The sequence below is a fragment of the Stenotrophomonas sp. 21LCFQ19 genome, assembly GCF_056861425.1.
On sequence record NZ_JBSPUF010000006.1, the window covers coordinates 164,284 to 186,181 of the forward strand.

The following is a 21,898-nucleotide window of genomic DNA, read 5'->3' on the forward strand; positions in this document are numbered from 1 at the left end:
CCCCCGCCGGCGTTGCGTTCTCTTCACCCTCCCCCCCCCCCCCCCACCCCCCCCCCCCCACTACAAGGGGCATTACCGGTAACGCTCCTGCCGAGCATGGCTCGGCACTACATGGAATCCTGGCCACGCGAAAAAGCCAGCGCTAAGGCTGGCTTTCTGCTCACGCTCGACTTACCGCATTACTTCATGCGGTAGGTGATACGGCCCTTGGTCAGGTCGTACGGCGTCATCTCAACCTTGACGCGGTCACCGGTCAGGATGCGGATGTAGTTCTTGCGCATGCGGCCGGAGATGTGGGCGATGATTTCATGCCCATTTTCCAAGCGAACACGGAACGTGGTGTTCGGCAACGTCTCGCTGACGGTGCCTTCGAACTCAATGGAGTCGTCTTTCGACATGTAGTCCTGTGCGGTTCTGCGGACGGCCAATGGGCCTAAGGGCGGGCATTTTACGCTGTCGCGGGCCGGGATGCAAAGTTTGCGTTAAGTACCTGCATTCAGGCCAATGCCGAGGCAGCCAGTTCGCCAAATCTGCGCGTCCAACTGCCAGCGTCACTGGGTTGCTGGACCAATTGGCGCACGCTTTCCAGAAACGCTGCGCGGGGCAGGTGCTCCGCACCCATCCGCAGCAGGTGCGGGTTCTCCACCTGCGCATCCATCAATGGCCAGCCCCACTCGGCCAGGGTACCGGCCAAGGCCGCGAGCGCCACCTTCGAGCCGCCGCTACGGCCACTGAACATGCTTTCGCCGAAGAACATCTGGCCAATAGCGACACCGTAGATGCCGCCAACAAGTGCTTCATCGTCGAACACCTCCACCGAATGCGCGTAGCCGAGTTGGTGCAGGGCGACATAGGCCTGGTGCATGTCGGCGGTGATCCAGGTGCCATCCTGGCCGGGGCGCGGGGCCAAGGCGCAGGCCTGCATGACCTCGGAAAAAGCGGTATCAGCGCGGATCGTCCAGTTGCTGTTGCGCAGCCCGCGCCGGAAGCGCGAGGACAGGTGGACCTGATCGGTGCGGAACACCATGCGCGGGTCCGGCGACCACCACAGCAGCGGCTGGCCCTCGGAGAACCATGGAAAGATGCCGCCGGCATAGGCATTGAGCAGCCGCACCGGGCTGAGGTCGCCACCGACGGCAAGCAGGCCGTCGGGGTCCCGCAACGCCAGCTCGGCGGGCGGGAACGGCGCATCGCTGGCGCTGTCCAGCAGGAACGGGCCTTTGTTGCTCATTGCGGTGAATCTTCCTGCTTGAAGGGCGAATGGCGCATCAGGTCTGCGGCATAGGTCGCGACATCCTCGCGCTCGTGGCCGCACCAGTCGCGTGCCGCCTCGCGGAACTGCGGATGGGCCAGCCAATGGTGGCTGCGAACCTGTGTCGGAAGAAAACCGCGTGCCAGTTTGTGTTCGCCCTGCGCGCCGGGCTCGAAGCGCTGCAGGCCTTCGCGCAGGCAATATTCGATGCCTTGGTAATAGCAGGTCTCGAAGTGCAGGCCGGGCAGGGTGGCGCCGCCCCAGTAGCGCCCGTACAGCGTATCCGCGCCACGCAGGCACAGCGCGCCTGCAATCGGCTCGCCATCCTGGATCGCCAGGAACAACACCAGCTGACGCGGCATCTGCCCGGCCATGTGGCGCAGGAACGCCAAGGTCAACGCCGGCGCGTTGCCGTACTCGGCAAAGGTCTGCAGGTAGAAACCGTGCATGGCGCGCAACTCGTCCGCGCTGGCCTCATCGCCGTGACGCACGACGAAGCTGATACCGGCGCGGACAACCTTGGCGCGCTCCTGGCGGATGTTCTTGCGCCGCTTGTGATCCATCGCGCCGATGAAGTCATCGAAGTTCTTCCAGCCCGGCTGGCGCTGCCACTGGAACTGCACGTCATCGCGCTGCAGCCATTGCGCGCCGAACAGTGGGTCTTCATCGGCGAGATGGAAATTGATATGTGCGGACGACAAGTCGTTGTCCTGCACATGGCGCACGATGGCCTCGATCAATGCCTGCCGATCAGCGTCGCTGCGGGCCAGCAGGCGCGGCCCGGTGACCGGTGAATAGGGCACGCCGCACAGCCATTTTGGGAAGTACTCCAGGCCATGGCGTGCATACGCGTTGGCCCAGGCATGATCGAACACGAACTCGCCGTGCGAATTCTGCTTCAGGTAACCCGGTGCGGCGGCGACTAGTTCGTCGTCGCGCCACAGGCTCAGGTGCTGGGCCTGCCAGCCCCATTCCGGGCGCAGGCAGCCATGCTGCTCCAGCCCGCTGAGAAAGGCGTGGCTGATGAAGGGGTTGCTTCCGTCATGCAGGCCATCCCACTGCGCGGTGCGCAATACTGCAAGGCTGGGCAGGACGCGAAGTTGCAAAGGCAGGTTCATGGTTCCAACGTCAGTACATCGATGACGGGTGGGTTGAACAGGCGCAATGGCAGGCCGATCTCTCCGCTACCGCTGGTGGTGAAAACACGTATCGGACCGCAGGCGCCCTGCATGACCTGCTCACCGCGATCGAAGCCATAAGCGCTCGGAATGACCTTGCGGTACAGCCAGGGGATGCGGATCTGCCCACCATGCGTATGCCCGGCGAGCACCACGGCCACATTGCCGGCGCACACCTGCATGGCGCTGTCGGGGTTATGGGCAAGAATGATCGTGGGTCCAAGCAGTGCTTCGCCTCCGAGCAGGAAGCGCGCGTCATCCCGCCCTGCCCAGCGATCGCCGAGGCCCGCCCAATCCACACCATCGGCGTCCCTGAGCAAACGTCCTTCGATGACGTTCATGCCGTGCGCGGCGAGAGCGGCACGCAAGGGTTTGTCGATGTCTGGGCCAGGTTTTTGCTGGTCGTGGTTGCCGAGTACCACAAACGCAGGTGCGCGCAGGTCCGCCAGCGGCGCAAACAGCTCCTGCAGCGACAGGCCTTGTGGCTCGTAGGTCAGGTCGCCGGCGATCGCCACCGCGTGGACATCCTGATCGTTGATGCGCTTCACCAACCGCTCAAGGAAGCGTCGATCCTTGTAGACGCCCAGGTGGATGTCACTGACCAGCGCGATACGTGTAGCGGTGCCGGTACCTTCCAGCGTGGTGTGCCTGGTCACGATCATCTGCGGCTCGATGAAGCGTGCCCAGGCGAACACGCTGCAACCGAGCAGCAGCACCGCGATGGCTGCGCGGTGCTGCCGTTTGCGCCAGCGCCACAGCAGCCAGGCGATGACAGGAAAAACCAGCCAGCTGCCATGGAACAGCAGCTGCTTGATCATCAGCTTGTCCATGGCGGGCTGGCGGGGTGGGGCGCTCAGGCGCCCTTTTCGTCCAGGAAGCGCTCGGCATCCAGCGCGGCCATGCAGCCGAAACCGGCCGAGGTAATGGCCTGGCGGTAGTGCTGGTCGGCGACGTCGCCGGCGGCGAACACGCCTTCGACCGAGGTCATGGTGGCGTTGCCGCCCAGGCCGGAGCGGATTTCCAGGTAGCCGTTGTTCATGGCCAGCTGGCCGGTGAACAGCTCGGTGTTGGGTTGGTGGCCGATCGCGACGAAGAAGCCATGGGCTTCAATGTCGCGGGTGCTGCCGTCCAGGGTGGACTTCACGCGCACGCCGGTGACGCCGGCGTCATTGCCCAGCACTTCATCGACCTGGTGGTGCCACACGGTTTCGATCTTGCCGGCGGCGACCTTGGCGAACAGCTTGTCCTGCATGATCTTCTCTGCCTTCAAGGTGTCGCGGCGGTGGACCAGGTAGACCTTGCGGGCAATGTTGGACAGGTACAGGGCTTCTTCAACGGCGGTGTTGCCGCCGCCGACCACGACCACGTCCTGGTCGCGGTAGAAGAAGCCGTCGCAGGTGGCGCAGGCAGACACGCCGCGGCCCTTGAAGGCTTCCTCGGACGGAATGCCCAGGTACTTGGCGGTGGCGCCGGTGGCGATGATCAGCGCATCGGCGGTGTACTGGGCGCTGTCACCGGTCAGGGTGAACGGGCGCTTGGACAGGTCGGCGGTATGGATGTGGTCGAACACCACTTCGGTTTCGAAGCGCTCGGCATGCGCCTGCATGCGCGCCATCAAGTCCGGACCCATCAGGCCATGTGCATCGCCCGGCCAGTTGTCGACCTCGGTGGTGGTCATCAGCTGGCCACCCTGCTGCAGGCCGGTGACGACCAGCGGCTTCAGGTTTGCGCGCGCGCCATAGACCGCAGAGGTCCAGCCGGCGGGGCCAGAGCCGAGGATCAACAGGCGGGAGTGCTTGGTCGGGAGGCTGGAAGTGCTCATGTATACTCGCGAAAGTCAGGATTGGTGGCCCGAACGCGGCAGTCCGCAGCTATCCGGGCAAGCCAATAGAGTGGCGGTCCGACCTCGGTGAATCAAGGCACGTGAATGGAACTGCGCGGCCCGTTGCACACAACTCTGCTGTTTCCCGCATTGCTGCCGCCTCTGTCTGGCGGCTTTTTTGACGTTTTCTGTCTGTCAGCCGTACCGCACTGCGCTGTAATTGGGTGAAACCCGACGATCTGTCGTTTAATATCAATCACTAACCGTGCATTTTTAAGGTCTGGTCAAAGGTGGCGAAACAGGTCCCGGAACGCGACAAGAGCCCCAAGGCTGCCGCTGAAGCGCGCAAGTCGGCGGCTGCAGCAGACAATCCGCGTCGTCAAAAGCTGTGGCGTGATCTGGCGTTGATCGCGATCGCGCCGGCGCTGCTGTATCTGCTCGCCAGTCTGTTCACATACTCGCCTACCGATCCGGGCTGGTCACAGTCGGGCTCGGTGGTTGCGCCCGTGCACAACATGGGTGGCAAGGTCGGCGCATGGATTGCCGATGTACTGCGCCAGCTGTTTGGCTATGTGGCCTACCTGATCCCGCTGATGCTGGCGGCTGTCGCATGGATCGCCATGTTCGGCCTGAAGAAGACCGACGAGCGCGGCCAGGATGATCTGGGTCCGGCGCTGCGCCTGGTTGGCATTGTCGGTTTCCTGATTGGTGCCACCGGTTTCCTGTACCTGCGTCTGCCGCCGGGTGACGTCGCCCGCGCAGGCGGCGGCCTGGGCGTGCTGGTCGGCAAGTCCCTGCAGACCGGCTTTGGCCCGGTGGGCAGCAACCTGTTCCTGCTGGTGCTGTTGCTGACCTCGATCACCTTGGCCACCGGGCTGTCGTGGTTCGCGGTGATGGAGAAGATCGGCAAGTGGGTGCTGGCGCTTGGTCCGCTGCTCAACAAGAAGAAAGAGCAGGCCAGCGAGTGGCAGCAGACCCGCGTGCTGCGCGAGGAGCGCGAGGAAGTACGCAAGGTCGACGCCGAGGTGCGCGCCAAGCGCGAGCCGGTGAAGATCGAGCCGCGCCCGGCACCGGTGATCGAGAAGAGCGACCGCGCCAAGCGCGAGACGCAGATTCCGATGTTCCAGGGCGTCAATGGCGACGGCTCGGACATCCCGCCGCTGGCCCTGCTGGACGACCCCAAGCCGCAGGCCAAGGGCTACGACGAACAGACGCTGGAAACCCTGTCGCGGCAGATCGAATTCAAGCTCAAGGACTTCCGCATCGATGCGCAGGTCGTCGGCGCCTATCCGGGCCCGGTGATCACCCGTTTCGAGATCGAACCGGCGCCGGGCATCAAGGTCAGCCAGATCAGTTCGCTGGACAAGGACATCGCCCGCGGCCTGTCGGTCAAGTCTGTGCGCGTGGTTGACGTGATTCCGGGCAAGTCGGTGATCGGCCTGGAAATCCCCAACGTCACCCGCGAGATGATCTTCCTGTCCGAGCTGCTGCGCTCCAAGGAATACGACAAGTCGGCCAGCGTGCTGACCCTGGCGTTGGGCAAGGATATCGCCGGTCGCCCCAGCGTGGCCGACCTGGCGCGCATGCCGCACCTTCTGGTGGCCGGTACCACCGGCTCGGGCAAGTCCGTTGCGGTCAACGCGATGGTGCTGAGCCTGCTGTACAAGGCCAGCCCGAAAGACCTGCGCATGCTGATGATCGACCCGAAGATGCTGGAGCTCAGCGTCTACCAGGGCATCCCGCATCTGCTGGCACCGGTGGTCACCGACATGAAGGAGGCCGGCAACGGCCTGCGCTGGTGCGTGGCCGAAATGGAACGCCGCTACAAGCTGATGAGCGCGGTCGGCGTGCGTAACCTGGCCGGCTTCAACAAGAAGGTGAAGGACGCCATCGACGCTGGCCAGCCGATGATGGACCCGCTGTTCAAGCCCAACCCGGAGATGGGCGAGGCCCCGCGTCCGCTCGAACCGCTGCCCTTCATCGTCATCTTCATCGACGAATTCGCTGACATGATGATGATCGTCGGCAAGAAGGTCGAAGAGCTGATCGCGCGCCTGGCGCAGAAGGCACGTGCGGCCGGCATCCATCTGATCCTGGCCACGCAGCGCCCGTCGGTGGACGTGATCACCGGTCTGATCAAGGCCAATATCCCGACCCGTATCGCCTTCCAGGTCAGCTCCAAGATCGACTCGCGCACCATCCTCGACCAGTCCGGCGCGGAAGCGCTGCTGGGCAACGGCGACATGCTATACCTGCCGCCGGGCACCGCCATGCCGGACCGCGTGCACGGCGCCTTCGTCTCCGACGAAGAAGTGCACCGCGTGGTCGAGCACCTGAAGGCCAGTGGGCCCACTGACTATATCGAGGGTGTTCTGGACGAAGTGCAGACCATGGGCGATGGCGTGGTGGTTGGTGCCAACGGCCTGCCGGAAAGCAGTAGCAGCGGTGGTGACGAGTCCGATCCGCTGTACGACGAAGCCCTGCGCATCGTCACGGAAACCCGCCGCGCCTCCATTTCTGGTGTGCAGCGTCGCCTGAAGATCGGCTACAACCGCGCCGCGCGCCTGATCGAGGCAATGGAAGCGGCCGGTGTGGTTACCGCGCCGGAGCACAATGGCGACCGCACCGTGTTGGCTCCGCCGCCGCCCAAGCACTGAACGAATGGGCGGCATTCAGCGATTGATTGCCGCCCATTCAGTTTGAAAGAGGCAGACTCTGCCTCACCAACGACACAACTATCCCAAGCCGCCATGACTGCATTCCTGCGCCACTCCGTTCTTGCTGTTGCCCTGGCTTGTGCCGGCCTTGCTGCGGATGCCCATGCCGGCGCCCGCGACGACCTGAAGTCCTTCACCAGCGGCCTGCGCGGCCTTGATGGGCAGTTCGCGCAGCAGGTGGTGGATCAGCGTGGCCGGGTCAAGGAATCCTCCAGTGGCCGTGTGGCGCTGTCGGCACCGCGCCAGTTCCGCTGGGAATACACCCGCCCGCATCCGCAGCTGATCATCGCTGACGGCAGCAAGCTGTGGGTGTATGAGCCGGACCTGGAGCAGGCCCGGGTCAGCCCGCAGGGCACCGAGGAGCAGAACAACCCGCTTACCGCGCTGATCAACCCGGCGTTGCTGGAACAGCAGTACGACATCAGCGAGGAAGCCGCGCCGCGCGACGGCATGCAGTGGCTGTCGCTCACGCCCAAGCGTGATACCCAGGCCAGCTTCGATGTCGCCGCACTGGGCTTCGCCGGTGGCGCGCTGTCGCGGATGGAGCTGACCGACGCGGTGGGCCAGCGCACCATCATCAGCTTCAGCGGCTGGAAGAAGAACCCGAGCTTTGCAGCAGGCACCTTCCGCTTCGTGCCGGGCAAGGACGTCGACGTCGTCGGCGACCGCTGAGTCCAAACCCGGCGCTGGAGGCCGGGGTAGGGCGGCCACGCTGCTAGAATGCGGGCGTGGCCAGATCCCGAAATATCTTTCTTGATGAAGCTCCCGCCGACCTGCTGACAGCGGACCGGGACAATATGCGTCCGCTCGCCGAGCGCATGCGTCCGCGTGCACTGGAGGAGATGGTCGGCCAGAAGCGCTTGCTCGCACCCAACACGGCGCTGCGCCGCGCGGTCGAATCCGGGCGCGTGCATTCGATGATCCTGTGGGGCCCGCCGGGCTGCGGCAAGACCACGCTGGCCTTGCTGTTGGCGCAGTACGCCGATGCCGAGTTCAAGGCGATATCTGCTGTGCTGTCTGGCCTGCCGGACGTGCGTCAGGTGCTGGCCGAAGCCGCGCAGCGCTTTGCCGAAGGGCGGCGTACGGTGCTGTTCGTCGACGAAGTGCACCGTTTCAACAAGGCGCAGCAGGACGCCTTCCTGCCGCACATAGAGCGCGGCACGATCATCTTTGTCGGCGCGACCACCGAGAATCCCTCGTTCGAGTTGAACTCTGCATTGCTGTCGCGCTGCCGCGTGCATGTGCTGGAATCGGTGTCGCCCGAAGACGTAGTGGAAGCGCTGCAGCGCGCCTTGGACGACACCGAGCGCGGGCTGGGTGAGCAGGAAATCACGGTCTCGGCCGAGTCGTTGCTGGAAATCGCCAGGGCCGCCGATGGCGACGTGCGCCGCGCCCTGACCCTGCTGGAAATCGCCGCAGAACTGGCTGCAGGCGAGGGCGGTGAAATCACCCCGGAAACCCTGCTGCAGGTGCTGGCCGACCGCACCCGCCGCTTCGACAAGAACGGCGAGCAGTTCTACGACCAGATCTCGGCACTGCACAAGTCGGTGCGCAGCTCCAACCCGGACGGCGCCATCTACTGGCTGGCACGCATGCTCGATGGTGGCTGCGATCCGTCCTACCTGCTGCGCCGGCTGACCATCATGGCGGTGGAAGACGTCGGCCTGGCAGATCCACGTGCGCTGGAAATGGCGATCAATGTCTGGAACGCCTATGACCGCATCGGTGCACCGGAGGGCGATATCGCCCTGTCAAACCTGGTTGTTTATCTGGCCAGCACCGCCAAATCCAACGCCGCCTACATGTCACTGCACGCGGCCCGTGCCGACATCGCCAAGTACGGCACCCAGCCGGTGCCGATGCACCTGCGCAACGCTCCGACGCGTCTGATGAAGACGCTGGGCTACGGTCAGGGTTACCAGTACGACCACGACGTCGAGGGCGGCATCGCGCTGGACCAGACCGCGTTCCCGGATGAGATGGGCGAACAGGTCTATTACAAGCCGGTGGAGCGCGGCCTGGAGATCAAGCTGAAAGACAAGCTGGATCGCCTGCGCACCGCCCGCGAGCAGGCCCGCGCGCAGCGCAAATGACCGCCATCCGCCACCCCGTGCCTGGAGCGTGAATCCATGTGGCAGTCCTTCCTGGCCATCGGTATTGGCGCGGCACTCGGTGCATGGCTGCGCTACGGGCTGAGTCTTTGGTTGAACCCGCTGCACAACACCGTGCCGCTGGGGACCTTGACCGCCAACCTGCTCGGTGGCTACGTCATCGGGCTGGCGCTGGCATTCTTCGCCAGCCGGCCCGAACTCTCACCGCAGTGGCGGCTGTTCATGGTCACCGGACTGCTGGGGGGCCTGACCACCTTCTCGACCTTTTCGGCCGAAGTGGTTTACCTGTTGCAGCGCCAGCAGCTGGGCTGGGGACTGGTCACCATTGGCTTGCACCTGGGCGGCTCGTTGTCGATGACCGCTCTGGGCTGGTGGACCTGGCGTGCCCTGCGGCACCTGACTTGAGCCCGCTTTCAATGCCGCAGTCGATACCGCATCATGCGCCCACCACAAATTGAGCGTTTCCTGGATATGCAGCAAAAGCGGGCACACGAATGAGCAGACCGGCGTTGGATGACGCGGCCCGCAGCGAAGCAATCCAGGATTCTGAATCGGGGAGCGCCATCATCGGCGCGGATGTAGGCGGCACCTATGCACGTCTTGGCTGGACGCAGCTGGATGCCAACGGTGCGTTGAGCGTCCGGGGTTTCCGCAAGTACACCTGCGCCGAACATCCCAGTCTTGCCGCTATCCTGCGCGATTACGCCGACTGGCTGGCGCGCGAAACCAGCGCACCACCGATCGCACACGCCGTCGTGGCCATCGCAGGCGTGCTCGATGGTGACACGCTGCTCAACACCAACCTGGCATGGCCGGTGTCGCTGGCGGCAACCCGCCGCGACTCCGGTCTGGAAACGCTGGAGCTGATCAACGATTTCGTTGCTGTCGCGCAGGCCATGGCGCATGCCGACGCCGACGCGCTGCATCTGATCTGCGGAGATCCCACCCAGGTGGTGCCTGGTCCGGCCGTGGTGCTCGGCCCCGGCACCGGATTGGGCGTCGCCGTGTATCTGCCTGGCGGTAATCCCTCGGTACTCGCCAGTGAAGCGGGGCATGCGGCGCTGGCAGGCTCCACGCCACTGGAGCAGGACGTATTGCGCCTGCTGTCGCGGCAGTACACGCACATCGACAACGAGCGGATCCTGTCCGGCCCGGGCTTGCTGACGCTCTACACCAGCTTGTGCGAACTGCGTGGCAGCACGCCGCAATGGCGCAGCCCCGCTGATCTGGTCGCGGCCGCCGCGGGCGGTGCAGACCCGCTGGCCGCGGAAAGCATCGAGGTTTTCTGCGCCTGGCTGGGCAGCCTGGCGGGTGACCTCGCACTGACCTTTGGCGCCCGGGCGGTTTACCTGACCGGCGGCATCACCGGCCATTTGAGTGGCCCTTTGCATGCCGGCGGCTTCCAGCAACGCTTCCTTGCCAAGGACCGATTGTCGCAGGCGCTGCGGCATGTGCCGGTCTGGCGTGTTGAACACGGCGAGCTCGGTGTACTTGGCGCATTGGCTTGGCACGTGGACAAACTCGCAGCACGCTGACACAACCCAGGAGAACCCAGGCATGAGTACCCGCAGACAGTTCCTGCAGTCGACCGCCCTGATCGGCGCATTGGGCAGTGCGGCGCCGGGCCTGCTGGCATCGCCGGTCGCTGCAAACGGCGCACGCGTGGTTTCAACCTGGGACTTCGGCGTAGGGGCCAACCAGGCCGCATGGAAGGTGTTGGCCGCTGGCGGCAGCGCACTGGATGCGGTGGAAGCCGGCGCCCGCTGGGCGGAAAGCGAACTCTGCAATCCAACGGTCGGGCGCTGCGGCAACCCCGACCGCGATGGCGTGTTGAGCCTGGATGCCAGCATCATGGCTGGCGATGGACGTTGCGGATCGGTGGCTGCATTGGTCGACATCCTGCACCCGATCTCCGTTGCCCGCGCGGTGATGGAGAAGACCCCACACGTCATGCTGGTGGGCGAGGGTGCTCAGCAGTTCGCCGTGCAACAAGGATTCGAACGACAGAACCTGCTCACCCCGGAAGCGGAGCAGGCATGGCGTGAATGGTTGAAGACCGAACACTACGCGCCGCAGATCAACGCCGAACGTCGTGGTATTCCCGGTGACAAGGACAACCACGACACGCTGGGCATGATCGCCATCGATGCCAGCGGACAGATGGCCGGCGCCTGCACCACCAGTGGCATGGCGTTCAAGATGCACGGCCGCGTTGGCGACAGCCCGATCATCGGCGCTGGCTTGTACGTGGACAACGAAGTGGGCGCCGCCACGGCCTCCGGCATGGGCGAGGAGATGATCCGCAATGCCGCCTCGTTCCTGGTGGTGGAGCTGATGCGACAAGGTCGCTCACCGGCCGACGCCTGCCGCGAAGCCATCCAGCGGGTGGTGCGCAAGCGCCCGGAAGCCAGCCGCACCTTGCAGGTCTGTTTCCTGGCAATGAACCGCAGCGGCGAAGTGGGCGCGTATGCGCTGCACAAGGGCTTCGTCTACGCGGTATGCGACAGCAGCAAGCAGGATGCCTTGCTGGACTCGGCATCGGTGTACACGAGCACGCAGGCGTGAGTTCGGCGTATCTGCTGGAGATCGCCTGCAACTCGGCGATGTCGGCCGTGGCAGCACAACAAGGCGGCGCCAATCGCATTGAATTGTTCGAGAATCTGGAACAAGGCGGCACAACGCCGTCGTCCGGCAGCATCGCGGTTGCGCGCGAGCAGCTGCAGATCCCGTTGTTCATATTGATACGCCCACGTCCTGGTGACTTTCACTACGGAAACGTGGAAGCAGAGATCATGCTGCGCGACATAGCGCATTGTCGGCAGCTGGGCTGCGATGGCGTGGTGATTGGCGCACTGACCGCTGACGCCGAGATAGACATGCCGCTATGCCGTGAACTGGTGAGCGTGGCCGGGCCAATGGATATCACCTTCCATCGCGCCTTCGATGCCGCCCGCGACCTGCCAGCCGCGCTGGAGCAGGTAGTTGAGCTCGGCATCAGACGCATCCTCAGCTCCGGTGGCCACGCCAGTGCTGCTGAAGGCAGTGCTGTGCTGGCCAATCTGGCGGAACAGGCCGGAACACGCCTGGAGTTGATGGCCGGCGCAGGCCTGAATGCCCGGAACATCGCTAACGTCGCCCGACAAACTGGCTGCCTGCAGCTGCATGCTTCGGCCAAGTCGCGGCGACTGTCCGCCATGCGCTACCAGAACCCCGACTTGCAGGGCTTGGACAACGATTGGATCCAAACCGAAAGCAGCGCGGTCAGGGCCTTGCGCATGGCCCTGGATGAGCTGGGCTGAGGATGCTCGATGCTCGCCGATTAAAGTGGCGAGTCACTTTAATCGGTGATCTGTAGCCTGAAGATCGTCCCATGCAGGCCTTGCAGCCCGCGGCCATCGTTCTGGATATTGCAGCAAGTATTGCGCACTGCTCGCGAGAGCACGGGCATCGCGTCGCGGTTTACCAGTCGATGCGCAGATCCAGGGACGCGTTCCGCGCTTCGCCAAGCATGTCCAGGTTCCAGTATTTGCGATTGAACACGTTGTTGACGTTGCCGGTCAGCGTGGCGTCACGACCTGCCAGCGTGGTGCGGTACTGGAAGCCGAGGTCGGTGATCGTGCGCCCTGGAATGAGGATGCGGTTGGCATCTTCGTAATACTGCTCGCCGGAATAGCGCACCGTGCCGTGCAGGCTGAAGCCGGTCAGCAGGGCAGGGCGGTAGTCGAAGTTGGCGACGTAACTACGCGGCGCCGAACCCGCCGGGCGGTTGCCGCGCAGCGCAGCGTTCTCCGGTGCAAGATCTTCCAGACTGGCGTCCAGCCACAGACCACCCAGCCCGATATCCAGACTGTCGGTCACGCCGTAGCTGGCGATCGCCTCGAAGCCGCGGTACAGGGTGAGACCGTCCTGCACCAGATAACGCTGGCCATCACGCCATTGGTCGATCTTCGCGCCGCGTTCAACGCGGAATGCAGCGGTAGTGAACCCAAGCCTGCCGCTCTGGTATTTGGCACCGATCTCGTATTGCTTGCTGATGGTGGCGTCCAGCACCTGGCCAGCATTGGCGTAAGGTGGCTCGCTGTCGAAGCCAACGCGTCCGCCGGACTCCAGCGACTCCACGTAGCTGCCGTAGATCGATACCGCTTCCACCGGCTTGTAGATCAATGCCAGCGTTGGTGTAAGCGCAGAGGTGGCGTAACCCGAATCCACGGTCGGGTCGCCGTCCTTGTCGCGCTGTTCGTAATCGACATAGCGCGCACCGAGTATCGCCTGCCATTTCTCGCCGAAGTGCAGGGTGTCGCTGGCGAATACCGACTTCTGCCTCTCATCCGAGCTCACCGCAGCGAAGCTGAAATCCGGAACGTGGTACGAGATGAAATCCTGTCGCTGGTAAAGATTGCCCGAGAAGTCATTGCTCCAGTAGAACTCATTGCTCCAGCGGTCCCAACTGCGCTGCATCGCACTGCCGAACACCAGTTCATGGCGTATCATGCCGGTGTCGACGCTGCCGGTGACCAGCACCTGGGCGACGCTGCTGCGAAGATCGGCGCCAAAGTTGTAGACGCTGCCTTCGTAGTCACCCGCCTCATTGAGCAGGTTGCCGAACATCTTGTTGGAGTAGTGCTCGCGTCGGCTGCCGCCAACGGTGAAGTCCACGTTCCAATCCTCGCTCACACGCCATTGCAGGCCGGTGGTGGTGTTGGTGGTCTTCGCTTGGTAGTAGGAATTGCGGACGCGAACGTTCTCGTAGTCATAGCTGGGGCGGGGCAGGCGGTCGCCCTGGTAGCTGTCCCAGTAGAAGTACATCGGTTCGTGCTTGAGCTTGTTGTCTTCGCGTAGCACTTCGGCGTGCCATACCAGCGCTTCGCCGATGGGCTGCTCCACGGCTATCGCAATGACTTCGCGGTCCAGGCCTGCGCCGTTGTAGGCATCGCCGCCGTCCTTGGCCAGGTTGACGCGTACGCCAAAGGAATCCGGGCCGTTGACGCGGGTGCTGGCGTCAACGCGGGCGGACCATGCGCTGTCGTTGCGCCAGCCCAGTGTCGTGGAGAGCATCGGTGCGCTGGTCGGGCGCTTGCTGCGATAGCTGATGATGCCGCCGGGCGAGCCAAAGCCGTACATGAAGCCGCCGAGTCCCTTCAGTGCCTGCACCGACTCGACGGCTTCGAGCGGATACTCGCCACCCCATTCCATCAACATCGGCACGCCATCCACATAGTGGTTGCTGACGCCGATGCCACGGATCTGTGTGCCCCACCAAGCGGTGGTGGCCGAAGGTTCGGCTGCGTAGACCGATGGATCGTTGATGAAGATATCGCCCAACGTGGTGGCGCCGCGCTTTTCGATGTCTTCCTGCTCCACCACGGTCACCGAGAACGGGGTATCCAACAGCCGTTTGGTGCCCAGCGCGCCGGCGCTGGCGTCGAGGTTGAGGTTCAAGCCCAGGCGCTCGCCCTTCACCCGCACGGTGTCGAGCTCGGTGGCGTCCTTGGCAGCCTGGTTGGCGGGAATGGGGTCCACCGTCTGCGCCTGCGCGTTCAGGCAGGCAGCGGAGAGGCAGATGAACAGGGCGGAATGACGCGGGAAACGCACGCGCGGAAGACGAGGCAACAAAGAGATGGCCTTGGCAGGAGACGCAGATAAGGAGCAGGGCGGCGGCGGCCTGCCAGCTGGGTTACAAAAAAATCGTATTGCGAATGAGTCGCAATAGCAAATCTTCGCCAGTCAGGTAAGAACCGGTCCGTGCCGCGACAGACTGGCCAAAAGGAGAATCAGTGCGAAGGATCCACCTTGATCAGCGCTGAGCACTGCACGGTCTTTTTATAGTGACTCGTCACGTAATTTGACATCCCCTTCTGGGGCGCTCGCTGGGCCGCGCGTGGGCGGGGCAGGGCGGGACGCCGGAATAGGACTGCAACTGATTGCTGTCGCAAATGCCGCTTGCGCCTGCAGGGAAGCATCCGTTGTGACCCCGACGAACATCTTTCGATCAGAAAGCGCCTGTGCAAGCGGGCGCTATGCGTGCTGCCGCGCGCAGCAGCCCAGGCACATGAGTGCAGTGCGAAGTGGAAACGCTGATGTGCCTGTTGAAGCCAGCGAGTGAGCTTTTCCAGCATGCGAGGACGTCTTTGCTGCAAATCAGGGTCCACGTACAACTCGAGACCCCGCGCATTTACGTCGGTTACCTCGAACCGCTTGGAGTGCTGCAGGTACTTCCGCGCTTGCCCGTTTCAGCGCTGCGGTCTCGCGCGAACTGTGCTGACAGCGTGCACAAAGTCGCCGACCGAACGGTTGCCCAGGCAGAAATCCCAGCGTTTTAAGCCTCGTCCTATGTCCCTGCTTTGCGTGGGAATCAACAATGCCGCCTCCCCAAAACAGAGTTTCAGGAGTAATACCAAGTGAAGCAGCAAGCAACCAGCATTCTGATTTCGTTGGCCGCTGCCATGGCCATGAGCGCTTCGGCCAATGCAAGCAATGTCATCACGTTCAACGGTGAAGTGACCGACCAGACCTGTTCTGCGGTAATCAACGGCGGCACCGATCCGACCATCGTGCTGAACAGCGTTCCGGTTTCCGACCTCAATGGTGCGGTGGGCAATTCCGCAGGTGAAGGTGTGTTCACCATCACCTTGACCGGCTGTGCCGCGTCTGGCGCCGATGAAACCTTCACCACCTTGTTCCAGGCGACCAACCCGACCACCACCGGCAACCTCACCAACACCGCTGCCGCAGGCGCCGAGGGTGTGGCATTGCAGTTGCTCGATGCACCGGGCGGCACCCCTGTGAACCTGGCCGGTGGCGCAGCTGTACGTGCGGGCGAAATCCTGCTGGGTGCTGGCGAGACCACCGCCACCCACGACTACGGCGTTCGCTATATCTCCGAAGACGCCACCGTCACGCCGGGCCCGGTCCTGGGCTCGGTGACCTACACCGTTCGCTACGAGTAACAGGCTAGGAGGGCGACTTTGAACAGTCGCCCTCCCGGGCTACGCATTGCCAGCAACTCCACTTGAGGAAAGCACATGCACCAGGTTCCTTCCCGCCGCTACGTTACCTGCACTGCAATCGCAGGCATCTTCGCGCTGTTGAACATGGGGGTGGCTGAGGCAAGTGTTGTTGTTTCCGGTACCCGCGTGATCTACCCGGCGGATGCAAAACAGGTCACGGTACAGCTGACCAACCAGGATGCGTTCCCCAATGCCGTGCAGGCATGGGTGGACGTTGACAACCCGCAGTCGACGCCAGCCGATGCCGATGGTCCGTTCGTGGTGACGCCTGCGGTATCGCGCATGGCGCCCGGTGCTGGCCAGCGGATCCGCGTGATGTTCGCAGGCCAGGACGTGCCCAGCGATCGCGAGTCCGTGTTTCATCTGAACGTACTGCAGGTGCCGCCGATGAACACCGCGCATGCAGATCAGAACAAGGTGATGGTGTTGATGCGCAACCGGCTGAAAATGTTCTACCGGCCAACGGGAATCGCAGGTACGCCTGCGCAGATTCCGGAGCAGTTGCGCTTCCGTATCCAGCAGTCGGGCAACAACTGGCATGTGCAGGTGGAGAATCCGACCGGCTACCACGCATCATTTGGCGGTGCCACGCTGAGCGTGGCCGGTGCCAGCTGGAAACTCACGCCGGCCATGGTGCCGCCGATGGGTTCCGCACAATGGATGCCGCTTGCGTCGACCCAGCTGCCCGCGGGCGAGGCGGTGGTTAGCGCGCACCTGATCAATGATTATGGTGCGAGGATTGCCGTCACCCATGCCGTTGCGCGCTGAACGCATGCGTATCTCGCAGCTTGCAGTCGCGTTGGGTGCTGCAGTTCTGAGCACAGGCAATGTGGCCAGTGCAAATGACTCGGTGTATGAATTCGACGATCGACTGCTGATGGGCTCCACGCTATCGATCAGCAACTTGAAGCGATTCAATAGCGATGACCAGGTAGATGCTGGGCGCTACCTCGTCGATGTCTATCTGAACGACAACTATGTCGACCGGCTTGAGGTGGAGTTCAAGGACGTGGACGGGCGTATCCAGCCTTGCCTGAGCGAGACATTCGTACGGGATACCTTGGGCACCCGCCTTATCGCTGTCGACGCTGCCGATGGCGGTGACCCGAACTGTGCGGAACTCAAGGTGCGCCTCCCAGGGGCAACCACGGCATTGGACGTAGGGCGCCTGCGCCTGGATCTTTCCGTGCCGCAGGCCTTGCTGATCAGCAAGCCCCGCGATCATGTCAGCCGCGAGATGTGGGATGCCGGCAAGACCATGGTGTTCGCCAACTACGATGTGAATGCCAGCCGCTCCACCTCACGCGGGATGGAGTCGCACTATGCCTCGGCTGCTGTGAACGCGGGTGCCAACGTTGGCATGTGGCGTCTTCGCCACCAGTCGAACCTGACCTATTCCAGCCGCCCTGGGCAGCAGAGCAGCAACTGGAACAGCATCCGCACCTATGCGCAGCGTTCGCTTCCCGGCATCTCAAGTGACATGACCATCGGCAACAGCTACACCGATGGCAACCTGTTCGGGAACCTGAGCTATCGCGGCATCAAGATCGCCACAGACGAGCGGATGATTCCGGACTCGCAGCGCCGCTATGCGCCTGTGGTTCGCGGCACGGCAACCAGCAGGTCGCGTGTGATCATCAGCCAGAATGGCCGCAAGCTGCGCGAAGAGGTGCTGCCGCCAGGGCCGTTCGCAATCGATGACATCAGTGGCGCTGCCTATGGTGGTGACCTGGACGTGGAGGTGCTCGCAGCGGACGGTAGCGTGGAGCGTTTCAGCGTGCCGTTTTCGGCCGTTCCCGAGTCGGTGCGCCCCGGGTATTCAAAATACAGCGCCACGCTGGGCGAGGCGGGGACAAACAATCAATCAAAGCAGGTGTTCGCCGAGCTCACCTATCAGCGCGGCCTCAGCAATCGGCTCACGCTCAATACGGGCGCCCGAATTGCCGAGAACTACATAGGCCTGCTGGCGGGTGGGGTCGTTGCAACTCCTTATGGCGCATTCGGTGGGAACTCGGTGTTCTCGCGCCTGCAGGAGGATGGTGCTGGTACCAAGACCGGCTATCGGCTTGAACTCAACTACAGCAAGACGTTCCAGGCCACCGATACCACGTTCACACTCGCAGGTTACCGCTACTCGTCCAGTGGCTTCCGCGACTTCTCCGAGGCACTCGGACAGCCGTGGGAGCAGGAAGCATTCGAGGATGAATTCGAGCGGCCAGACCGGCAGCGCAACCAGCGCAACCAGTTCACCGTGGTCATGAACCAGCGGCTCGGAGACTATGGTTCGCTGTACCTGACCGGTTCGGCGGCTGACTATTTCAATGATTCCCAGCGGGACGTGCAGTTTCAATTCGGCTACTCCAATGCCTGGCGGCGACTGAGTTACAGCCTGTCGCTGTCGCAGCAGCGCACGTGCTCGGTTGACCGGTGGAATTTCGGTTCCGCGTCGCAGTGCCAGTTGGGCCGATCGCTGGGGCTGACCCTGTCGATGCCGCTCGGCGCAGCTGCGTCCGCACCGGTGTTCAGCGCGATGGCTGCAAGCGATAGGCGGGCAGGTGCATCCAGCTACCAGTCCGTGCTCAGTGGCTCCCTGGGCGAGCGCCAGACCACCAACTACTCAGTGTCCGCAGGCCATGGCAGCAGCAGTGATGGTAGCCAGTGGAGCGGCAACCTGCAGACCCAGACTGCCTTGGGCAGTGTCAGTGCGGGTGCCTCTGCCGGTTCGGGTATGCAGCAGTTCACCGGCGGCATCCGCGGTGCCGTGGTGCTGCATGGCGAGGGGATGACCGCCGGCCCGTACGTTGGTGACAGCTTCGCGCTGGTAAAGGCCGAAGGCGCGCAGGGGTCACATGTGCGTGGAGGGCAAGGCGCACGTGTGAACCGCAATGGTTTCGCCCTGGTGCCATCGCTGTCGCCGTACCGCATCAATCGCATCGGGCTGGACCCGCAGGAGATGACGGCGGAGGTGGAGCTGTTGGAGACCGAGCGTACCGTTGTGCCGTTTGCCGGGGCTGCGTTGCGGGTCGATTTTGAAACCCTGACCGGTACGCCCTTGATCATCCGCGCACGCCGCGCGGATGGCACCGTGGTGCCACTGGGCGCGACCGTGGCCAATGAAGTGGGAGCCACCATCGGCATGGTTGGCCAGGCCGGGCTGATCTACGCGCGCTCACCGAATCGTACCGGACAGCTTTCAGTGCGATGGGCCGAGGCCCTCGGCGGGAGCTGCGTGGTGCCCTATGATCTGGGTGCACACGCCTCCCCCAATGCGGCTCCTGTCATCGTCGAGGCTATCTGCCAAGACATGCAGAACTACCAAGCGGACGCGCAATGAACACATTTCTTCGTTTGCTGTTTCCAGTTTGCCTGGCGGTTTCGCCGACGGCATGGGCAACCTGCTACAAGGTGGAAAGCGTTGGTACTGCCACCACCACTGCGCAGACTGCGATCCGGCCAGGGGAGGGGAGTGCGGCGGTCTGGGGCGGAGCCTGCGATACCTGCAATGGCTCGCTTGGCCTGCCCAGCGTGATCAATGTCAGTGATCCCTCATTCCAGCCCTATCCAACGCTCATTGCCAGCGCCGTGGCACCGACCACGCAGTACGGCTCTACTGGAGGCTACGATCCGGAAAGGGTTTTCTTCCGCTGTGCACCTGGTGACGCGGTGTACGAAATGTTTTCCTTGAATGGAGACAACCTCTACAGCGGTTGGTACAACGGCGGTGATGCCCTGGGCAATTCCATTGGGCTGCAATCGGCCTACAGGACCGCGTGGCGGAACGTGCTGCTTCGCCTGACCCACATGGAGACCGGGCAGTACTTCACCGATGTCTGGGCGGAGCGGCTGTTGCAGGGGCTGGATGTGGATTCCCGTGGCTACAGATTGGTAAAGGCAAAGAACCTGAGCGCAGTGCGTTCGGAGTTGTTCAGCGCGCCCTTGGAGTCCACTTTCTACTACGCAATCACCTCGTCGCAGCGCTACCTTTACACGCAGCCGGCTGGCTACGTCGCGATCAAGGGCCCGGGGCTGGTGTATCCGGACGTCGGCAAGACCCACTATGCGAATTATTCGGGCTGGCATTACAACTGGCCGGGCGCGATAGGGCTGTATAACGCGGTCACGCTGAAACGATACCCGACCTGCGCCGTGCTGAACGTTACGCCGCAGGTGGTGTTTCCGCGGGTTTCCATCAACGAGCTCAATGAAGGCGTTACCCATGAGGTGCCATTCCAGGTGAGCTTCAAATGCCAGAGCGGATTCAACAACAGTACCGCCAACAACGGCACCGCACTGGGCATAAAGGTGTCCGCCGGCGCTGCTGCCGCCGCTTCATCGTTGGGCTTGGCAAACGCCAATGGCGGCGTTTCCTACCTTGTATCCGATCGCTATAACGAAGCCGGTATGGCGAAGGGCGTGGGGATCCGATTGCTGCGCAATGGCCAGGTGATGAACCTGCTGACAAACGAGAACTCTGCGGGCGGTGTCGGGGCCAATGCACAGGCGCAGGGTTGGTATCCGGCGGTGGGCGGAGCCACCCAAGCAACCGGTACCACTGACGGCGTCACCCAATACAATGAGACGTTCACCGCCAGAATCGAGAAGCTCTCCGAAGGCACCCGGCCGCAGGTTACTGCCGGTCGCGTTGAGGCAACGGCGCAGATCATCATACGGGTCCAATAATGTCCCTCCAGCATTTGCTCATCGGTGTTCTGCTACTGACCTGCGGAAGTGCGATGGCAGGAGTGACCGCTGAGCGGACGCGGGTGATTTTCCCGCAAGGGCAACGTGAAGTAGCGCTGGTACTCGCCAACCAGAACGACTACCCGGTGGTGGTGCAGACATGGGTAGACGATGGCGCGCCCGACGCTGGCCCCGACGAGGCCCAAGCGCCCATCATTCCATTGCCCGCGATGTTCCAACTGGCTGCAGGCCAGCGACAGAGTCTTCGCCTGCTCTACGTCGGGCCCGCTCCAGTCGAGGACCGTGAGTCGCTCTACTGGCTGAACTTTCTTGAGATTCCCCCGAATCATCCGGATGGCCAGGACGCCGATTCCACGCGGCTGACGGTGACGATGCGTACGCAGATGAAGGTCATCTACCGCCCAGCAGCACTCAAGGCGGGGGCAGGGCAGGCGGCAGGGCGATTGGCCTTCCGGCTGGAGGGCGCGCATCTGTTCGCTGTGAATCCGACGCCGTTCTACATCACGCTTTCTGGGCTGGCGCTCTGCAATGGACAGCCGGTTGCCGTGGCGGCGGAAGGTTTGCTTGCCCCGAACTCGAACGTACAGATCGTTGATGCCGTCCCTGGATGCGCGCACCAGGACACCACCGTTCAATTCACCTGGATCGACGACGAAGGAAACAGCCAGCCCGGTAGGGCTGTGCTTTCTGCAAAGTAGCGGCGCCAGCCGTGCTCGTTGGGCGGGTTTGAAATTGAGCTCTCGCCTATTTACATGACGCGTCACTAAATCCTTGATGTCGATGGAAGCTTGCTTGTCGCTACCAAGACGGCAGCTTGCTGCGTGTCTTGTGCAGCAGCGAGAGATGCCGCACGGAGCGCTGTTCAGCACACGGAGCCTCGCCAGATCTGCGAGCCTGAGCTGGGTTGAGCGGACCAGATCTGGTTAGAAATAGTCCCCAAAGGAAAGCGATCTAGAGACGGGATACCTTGGCGGCTATCGCCGCGCCCTAGCAGGAACAACGATGCTTTGGGCGTGCTTTATGCAAGGCGGCGCTTAGAAAAGCGCTCCCGATGGCTGCGGTCGAGGGCAAGTTGCTGACAAGCTGCTGATGACCAGTAATCGTGGTTCT

At 63.1% G+C, this 21,898-nt stretch carries 18 protein-coding genes; 12 read left to right on the forward strand and 6 right to left on the reverse strand.

Going from position 1 to position 21,898, the window contains the following annotated elements:
- Nucleotides 1–179: 179 nt before the first annotated feature.
- The 5 genes from infA to trxB form a co-directional block, all read right to left on the reverse strand.
- Nucleotides 180–398 (reverse strand): translation initiation factor IF-1, encoded by a 219-nt coding sequence (gene infA / locus AC13FW_RS08890; protein WP_005409596.1) that lies wholly within the window; start codon nucleotides 396–398, stop codon nucleotides 180–182.
- 98 nt (nucleotides 399–496) lie between these two features.
- Nucleotides 497–1,231 carry a leucyl/phenylalanyl-tRNA--protein transferase gene (gene aat, locus AC13FW_RS08895; protein WP_482988853.1) on the reverse strand — a complete coding sequence of 245 codons (735 nt, stop codon included), beginning with the start codon at nucleotides 1,229–1,231 and terminating at the stop codon, nucleotides 497–499.
- Nucleotides 1,228–2,370, reverse strand: coding sequence for a GNAT family N-acetyltransferase (locus AC13FW_RS08900; protein WP_482988854.1), 1,143 nt, complete (start codon nucleotides 2,368–2,370; stop codon nucleotides 1,228–1,230). Before AC13FW_RS08900 ends, aat begins: the two co-directional genes overlap by 4 nt.
- A complete protein-coding gene (locus AC13FW_RS08905) occupies nucleotides 2,367–3,248 on the reverse strand; it encodes a metallophosphoesterase (protein ID WP_482988855.1) in 882 nt (293 codons plus the stop codon). The genes AC13FW_RS08900 and AC13FW_RS08905 overlap by 4 nt, the downstream gene beginning before the upstream one ends.
- Before the next feature lie 35 nt (nucleotides 3,249–3,283).
- A complete protein-coding gene (gene trxB / locus AC13FW_RS08910) occupies nucleotides 3,284–4,252 on the reverse strand; it encodes a thioredoxin-disulfide reductase (RefSeq protein WP_282270462.1) in 969 nt (322 codons plus the stop codon).
- Nucleotides 4,253–4,542: 290 nt separating this feature from the next.
- Between trxB and AC13FW_RS08915 the strand changes: the two genes are divergently transcribed.
- From AC13FW_RS08915 to AC13FW_RS08945, 7 genes are all read left to right on the forward strand, one after another.
- On the forward strand, nucleotides 4,543–6,909 hold the full coding sequence (locus AC13FW_RS08915) for a DNA translocase FtsK (protein WP_282270464.1): 2,367 nt from the start codon (nucleotides 4,543–4,545) through the stop codon (nucleotides 6,907–6,909).
- A gap of 93 nt (nucleotides 6,910–7,002) precedes the next feature.
- Nucleotides 7,003–7,641 (forward strand): outer membrane lipoprotein periplasmic chaperone LolA, encoded by a 639-nt coding sequence (gene lolA, locus AC13FW_RS08920; RefSeq protein WP_481527589.1) that lies wholly within the window; start codon nucleotides 7,003–7,005, stop codon nucleotides 7,639–7,641.
- Nucleotides 7,642–7,766: 125 nt separating this feature from the next.
- A complete protein-coding gene (locus AC13FW_RS08925; RefSeq protein WP_482988856.1) occupies nucleotides 7,767–9,062 on the forward strand; it encodes a replication-associated recombination protein A in 1,296 nt (431 codons plus the stop codon).
- A gap of 36 nt (nucleotides 9,063–9,098) precedes the next feature.
- Nucleotides 9,099–9,485 (forward strand): fluoride efflux transporter CrcB, encoded by a 387-nt coding sequence (gene crcB, locus AC13FW_RS08930; RefSeq protein WP_296252342.1) that lies wholly within the window; start codon nucleotides 9,099–9,101, stop codon nucleotides 9,483–9,485.
- An 89-nt stretch (nucleotides 9,486–9,574) separates the two neighbouring features.
- On the forward strand, nucleotides 9,575–10,615 hold the full coding sequence (locus AC13FW_RS08935) for a glucokinase (RefSeq protein WP_482988857.1): 1,041 nt from the start codon (nucleotides 9,575–9,577) through the stop codon (nucleotides 10,613–10,615).
- Nucleotides 10,616–10,637: 22 nt separating this feature from the next.
- On the forward strand, nucleotides 10,638–11,645 hold the full coding sequence (locus AC13FW_RS08940) for a glycosylasparaginase (protein WP_296252344.1): 1,008 nt from the start codon (nucleotides 10,638–10,640) through the stop codon (nucleotides 11,643–11,645).
- Nucleotides 11,646–11,683: 38 nt separating this feature from the next.
- Nucleotides 11,684–12,379, forward strand: coding sequence for a copper homeostasis protein CutC (locus AC13FW_RS08945; RefSeq protein ID WP_482988875.1), 696 nt, complete (start codon nucleotides 11,684–11,686; stop codon nucleotides 12,377–12,379).
- 160 nt (nucleotides 12,380–12,539) lie between these two features.
- On the opposite strand, the gene AC13FW_RS08950 is transcribed toward AC13FW_RS08945, so the two are convergent.
- The gene (locus tag AC13FW_RS08950; RefSeq protein ID WP_482988858.1) at nucleotides 12,540–14,690 is read right to left on the reverse strand and encodes a TonB-dependent siderophore receptor; all 2,151 of its coding nucleotides are present in this window, start codon (nucleotides 14,688–14,690) and stop codon (nucleotides 12,540–12,542) included.
- Nucleotides 14,691–15,478: 788 nt separating this feature from the next.
- Between AC13FW_RS08950 and AC13FW_RS08955 the strand changes: the two genes are divergently transcribed.
- The 5 genes from AC13FW_RS08955 to AC13FW_RS08975 all read left to right on the forward strand — a co-directional run bounded on the left by AC13FW_RS08955 (nucleotide 15,479) and on the right by AC13FW_RS08975 (nucleotide 21,486).
- On the forward strand, nucleotides 15,479–16,027 hold the full coding sequence (locus AC13FW_RS08955; RefSeq protein WP_482988859.1) for a fimbrial protein: 549 nt from the start codon (nucleotides 15,479–15,481) through the stop codon (nucleotides 16,025–16,027).
- Nucleotides 16,028–16,102: 75 nt separating this feature from the next.
- Entirely contained in the window at nucleotides 16,103–16,855 is a 753-nt protein-coding gene (locus AC13FW_RS08960) for a fimbrial biogenesis chaperone (protein ID WP_482988860.1), read from the forward strand.
- Entirely contained in the window at nucleotides 16,839–19,421 is a 2,583-nt protein-coding gene (locus AC13FW_RS08965; protein ID WP_482988861.1) for a fimbria/pilus outer membrane usher protein, read from the forward strand. Before AC13FW_RS08960 ends, AC13FW_RS08965 begins: the two co-directional genes overlap by 17 nt.
- Before the next feature lie 191 nt (nucleotides 19,422–19,612).
- Nucleotides 19,613–20,767, forward strand: a complete 1,155-nt coding sequence (locus AC13FW_RS08970; protein WP_482988862.1) for a fimbrial protein — start codon at nucleotides 19,613–19,615, stop codon at nucleotides 20,765–20,767.
- Nucleotides 20,767–21,486, forward strand: a complete 720-nt coding sequence (locus AC13FW_RS08975) for a fimbrial biogenesis chaperone (protein ID WP_482988863.1) — start codon at nucleotides 20,767–20,769, stop codon at nucleotides 21,484–21,486. Before AC13FW_RS08970 ends, AC13FW_RS08975 begins: the two co-directional genes overlap by 1 nt.
- Nucleotides 21,487–21,898 lie beyond the last annotated feature (412 nt).

Bases quoted from the DNA above. Each gene is read 5' to 3' on its own strand.
- trxB (WP_282270462.1), bottom strand. From the start codon at position 4,252: ATGAGCACTTCCAGCCTCCCGACCAAGCACTCCCGCCTGTTGATCCTC.
- AC13FW_RS08905 (WP_482988855.1), bottom strand. From the start codon at position 3,248: ATGATCAAGCAGCTGCTGTTCCATGGCAGCTGGCTGGTTTTTCCTGTC.
- AC13FW_RS08960 (WP_482988860.1), top strand. From the start codon at position 16,103: ATGCACCAGGTTCCTTCCCGCCGCTACGTTACCTGCACTGCAATCGCA.
- AC13FW_RS08900 (WP_482988854.1), bottom strand. From the start codon at position 2,370: ATGAACCTGCCTTTGCAACTTCGCGTCCTGCCCAGCCTTGCAGTATTG.
- infA (WP_005409596.1), bottom strand. From the start codon at position 398: ATGTCGAAAGACGACTCCATTGAGTTCGAAGGCACCGTCAGCGAGACG.
- AC13FW_RS08965 (WP_482988861.1), top strand. From the start codon at position 16,839: ATGCCGTTGCGCGCTGAACGCATGCGTATCTCGCAGCTTGCAGTCGCG.
- AC13FW_RS08925 (WP_482988856.1), top strand. From the start codon at position 7,767: ATGCGTCCGCTCGCCGAGCGCATGCGTCCGCGTGCACTGGAGGAGATG.
- crcB (WP_296252342.1), top strand. From the start codon at position 9,099: ATGTGGCAGTCCTTCCTGGCCATCGGTATTGGCGCGGCACTCGGTGCA.
- AC13FW_RS08975 (WP_482988863.1), top strand. From the start codon at position 20,767: ATGTCCCTCCAGCATTTGCTCATCGGTGTTCTGCTACTGACCTGCGGA.
- AC13FW_RS08935 (WP_482988857.1), top strand. From the start codon at position 9,575: ATGAGCAGACCGGCGTTGGATGACGCGGCCCGCAGCGAAGCAATCCAG.
- AC13FW_RS08940 (WP_296252344.1), top strand. From the start codon at position 10,638: ATGAGTACCCGCAGACAGTTCCTGCAGTCGACCGCCCTGATCGGCGCA.
- aat (WP_482988853.1), bottom strand. From the start codon at position 1,231: ATGAGCAACAAAGGCCCGTTCCTGCTGGACAGCGCCAGCGATGCGCCG.
- AC13FW_RS08945 (WP_482988875.1), top strand. From the start codon at position 11,684: ATGTCGGCCGTGGCAGCACAACAAGGCGGCGCCAATCGCATTGAATTG.
- lolA (WP_481527589.1), top strand. From the start codon at position 7,003: ATGACTGCATTCCTGCGCCACTCCGTTCTTGCTGTTGCCCTGGCTTGT.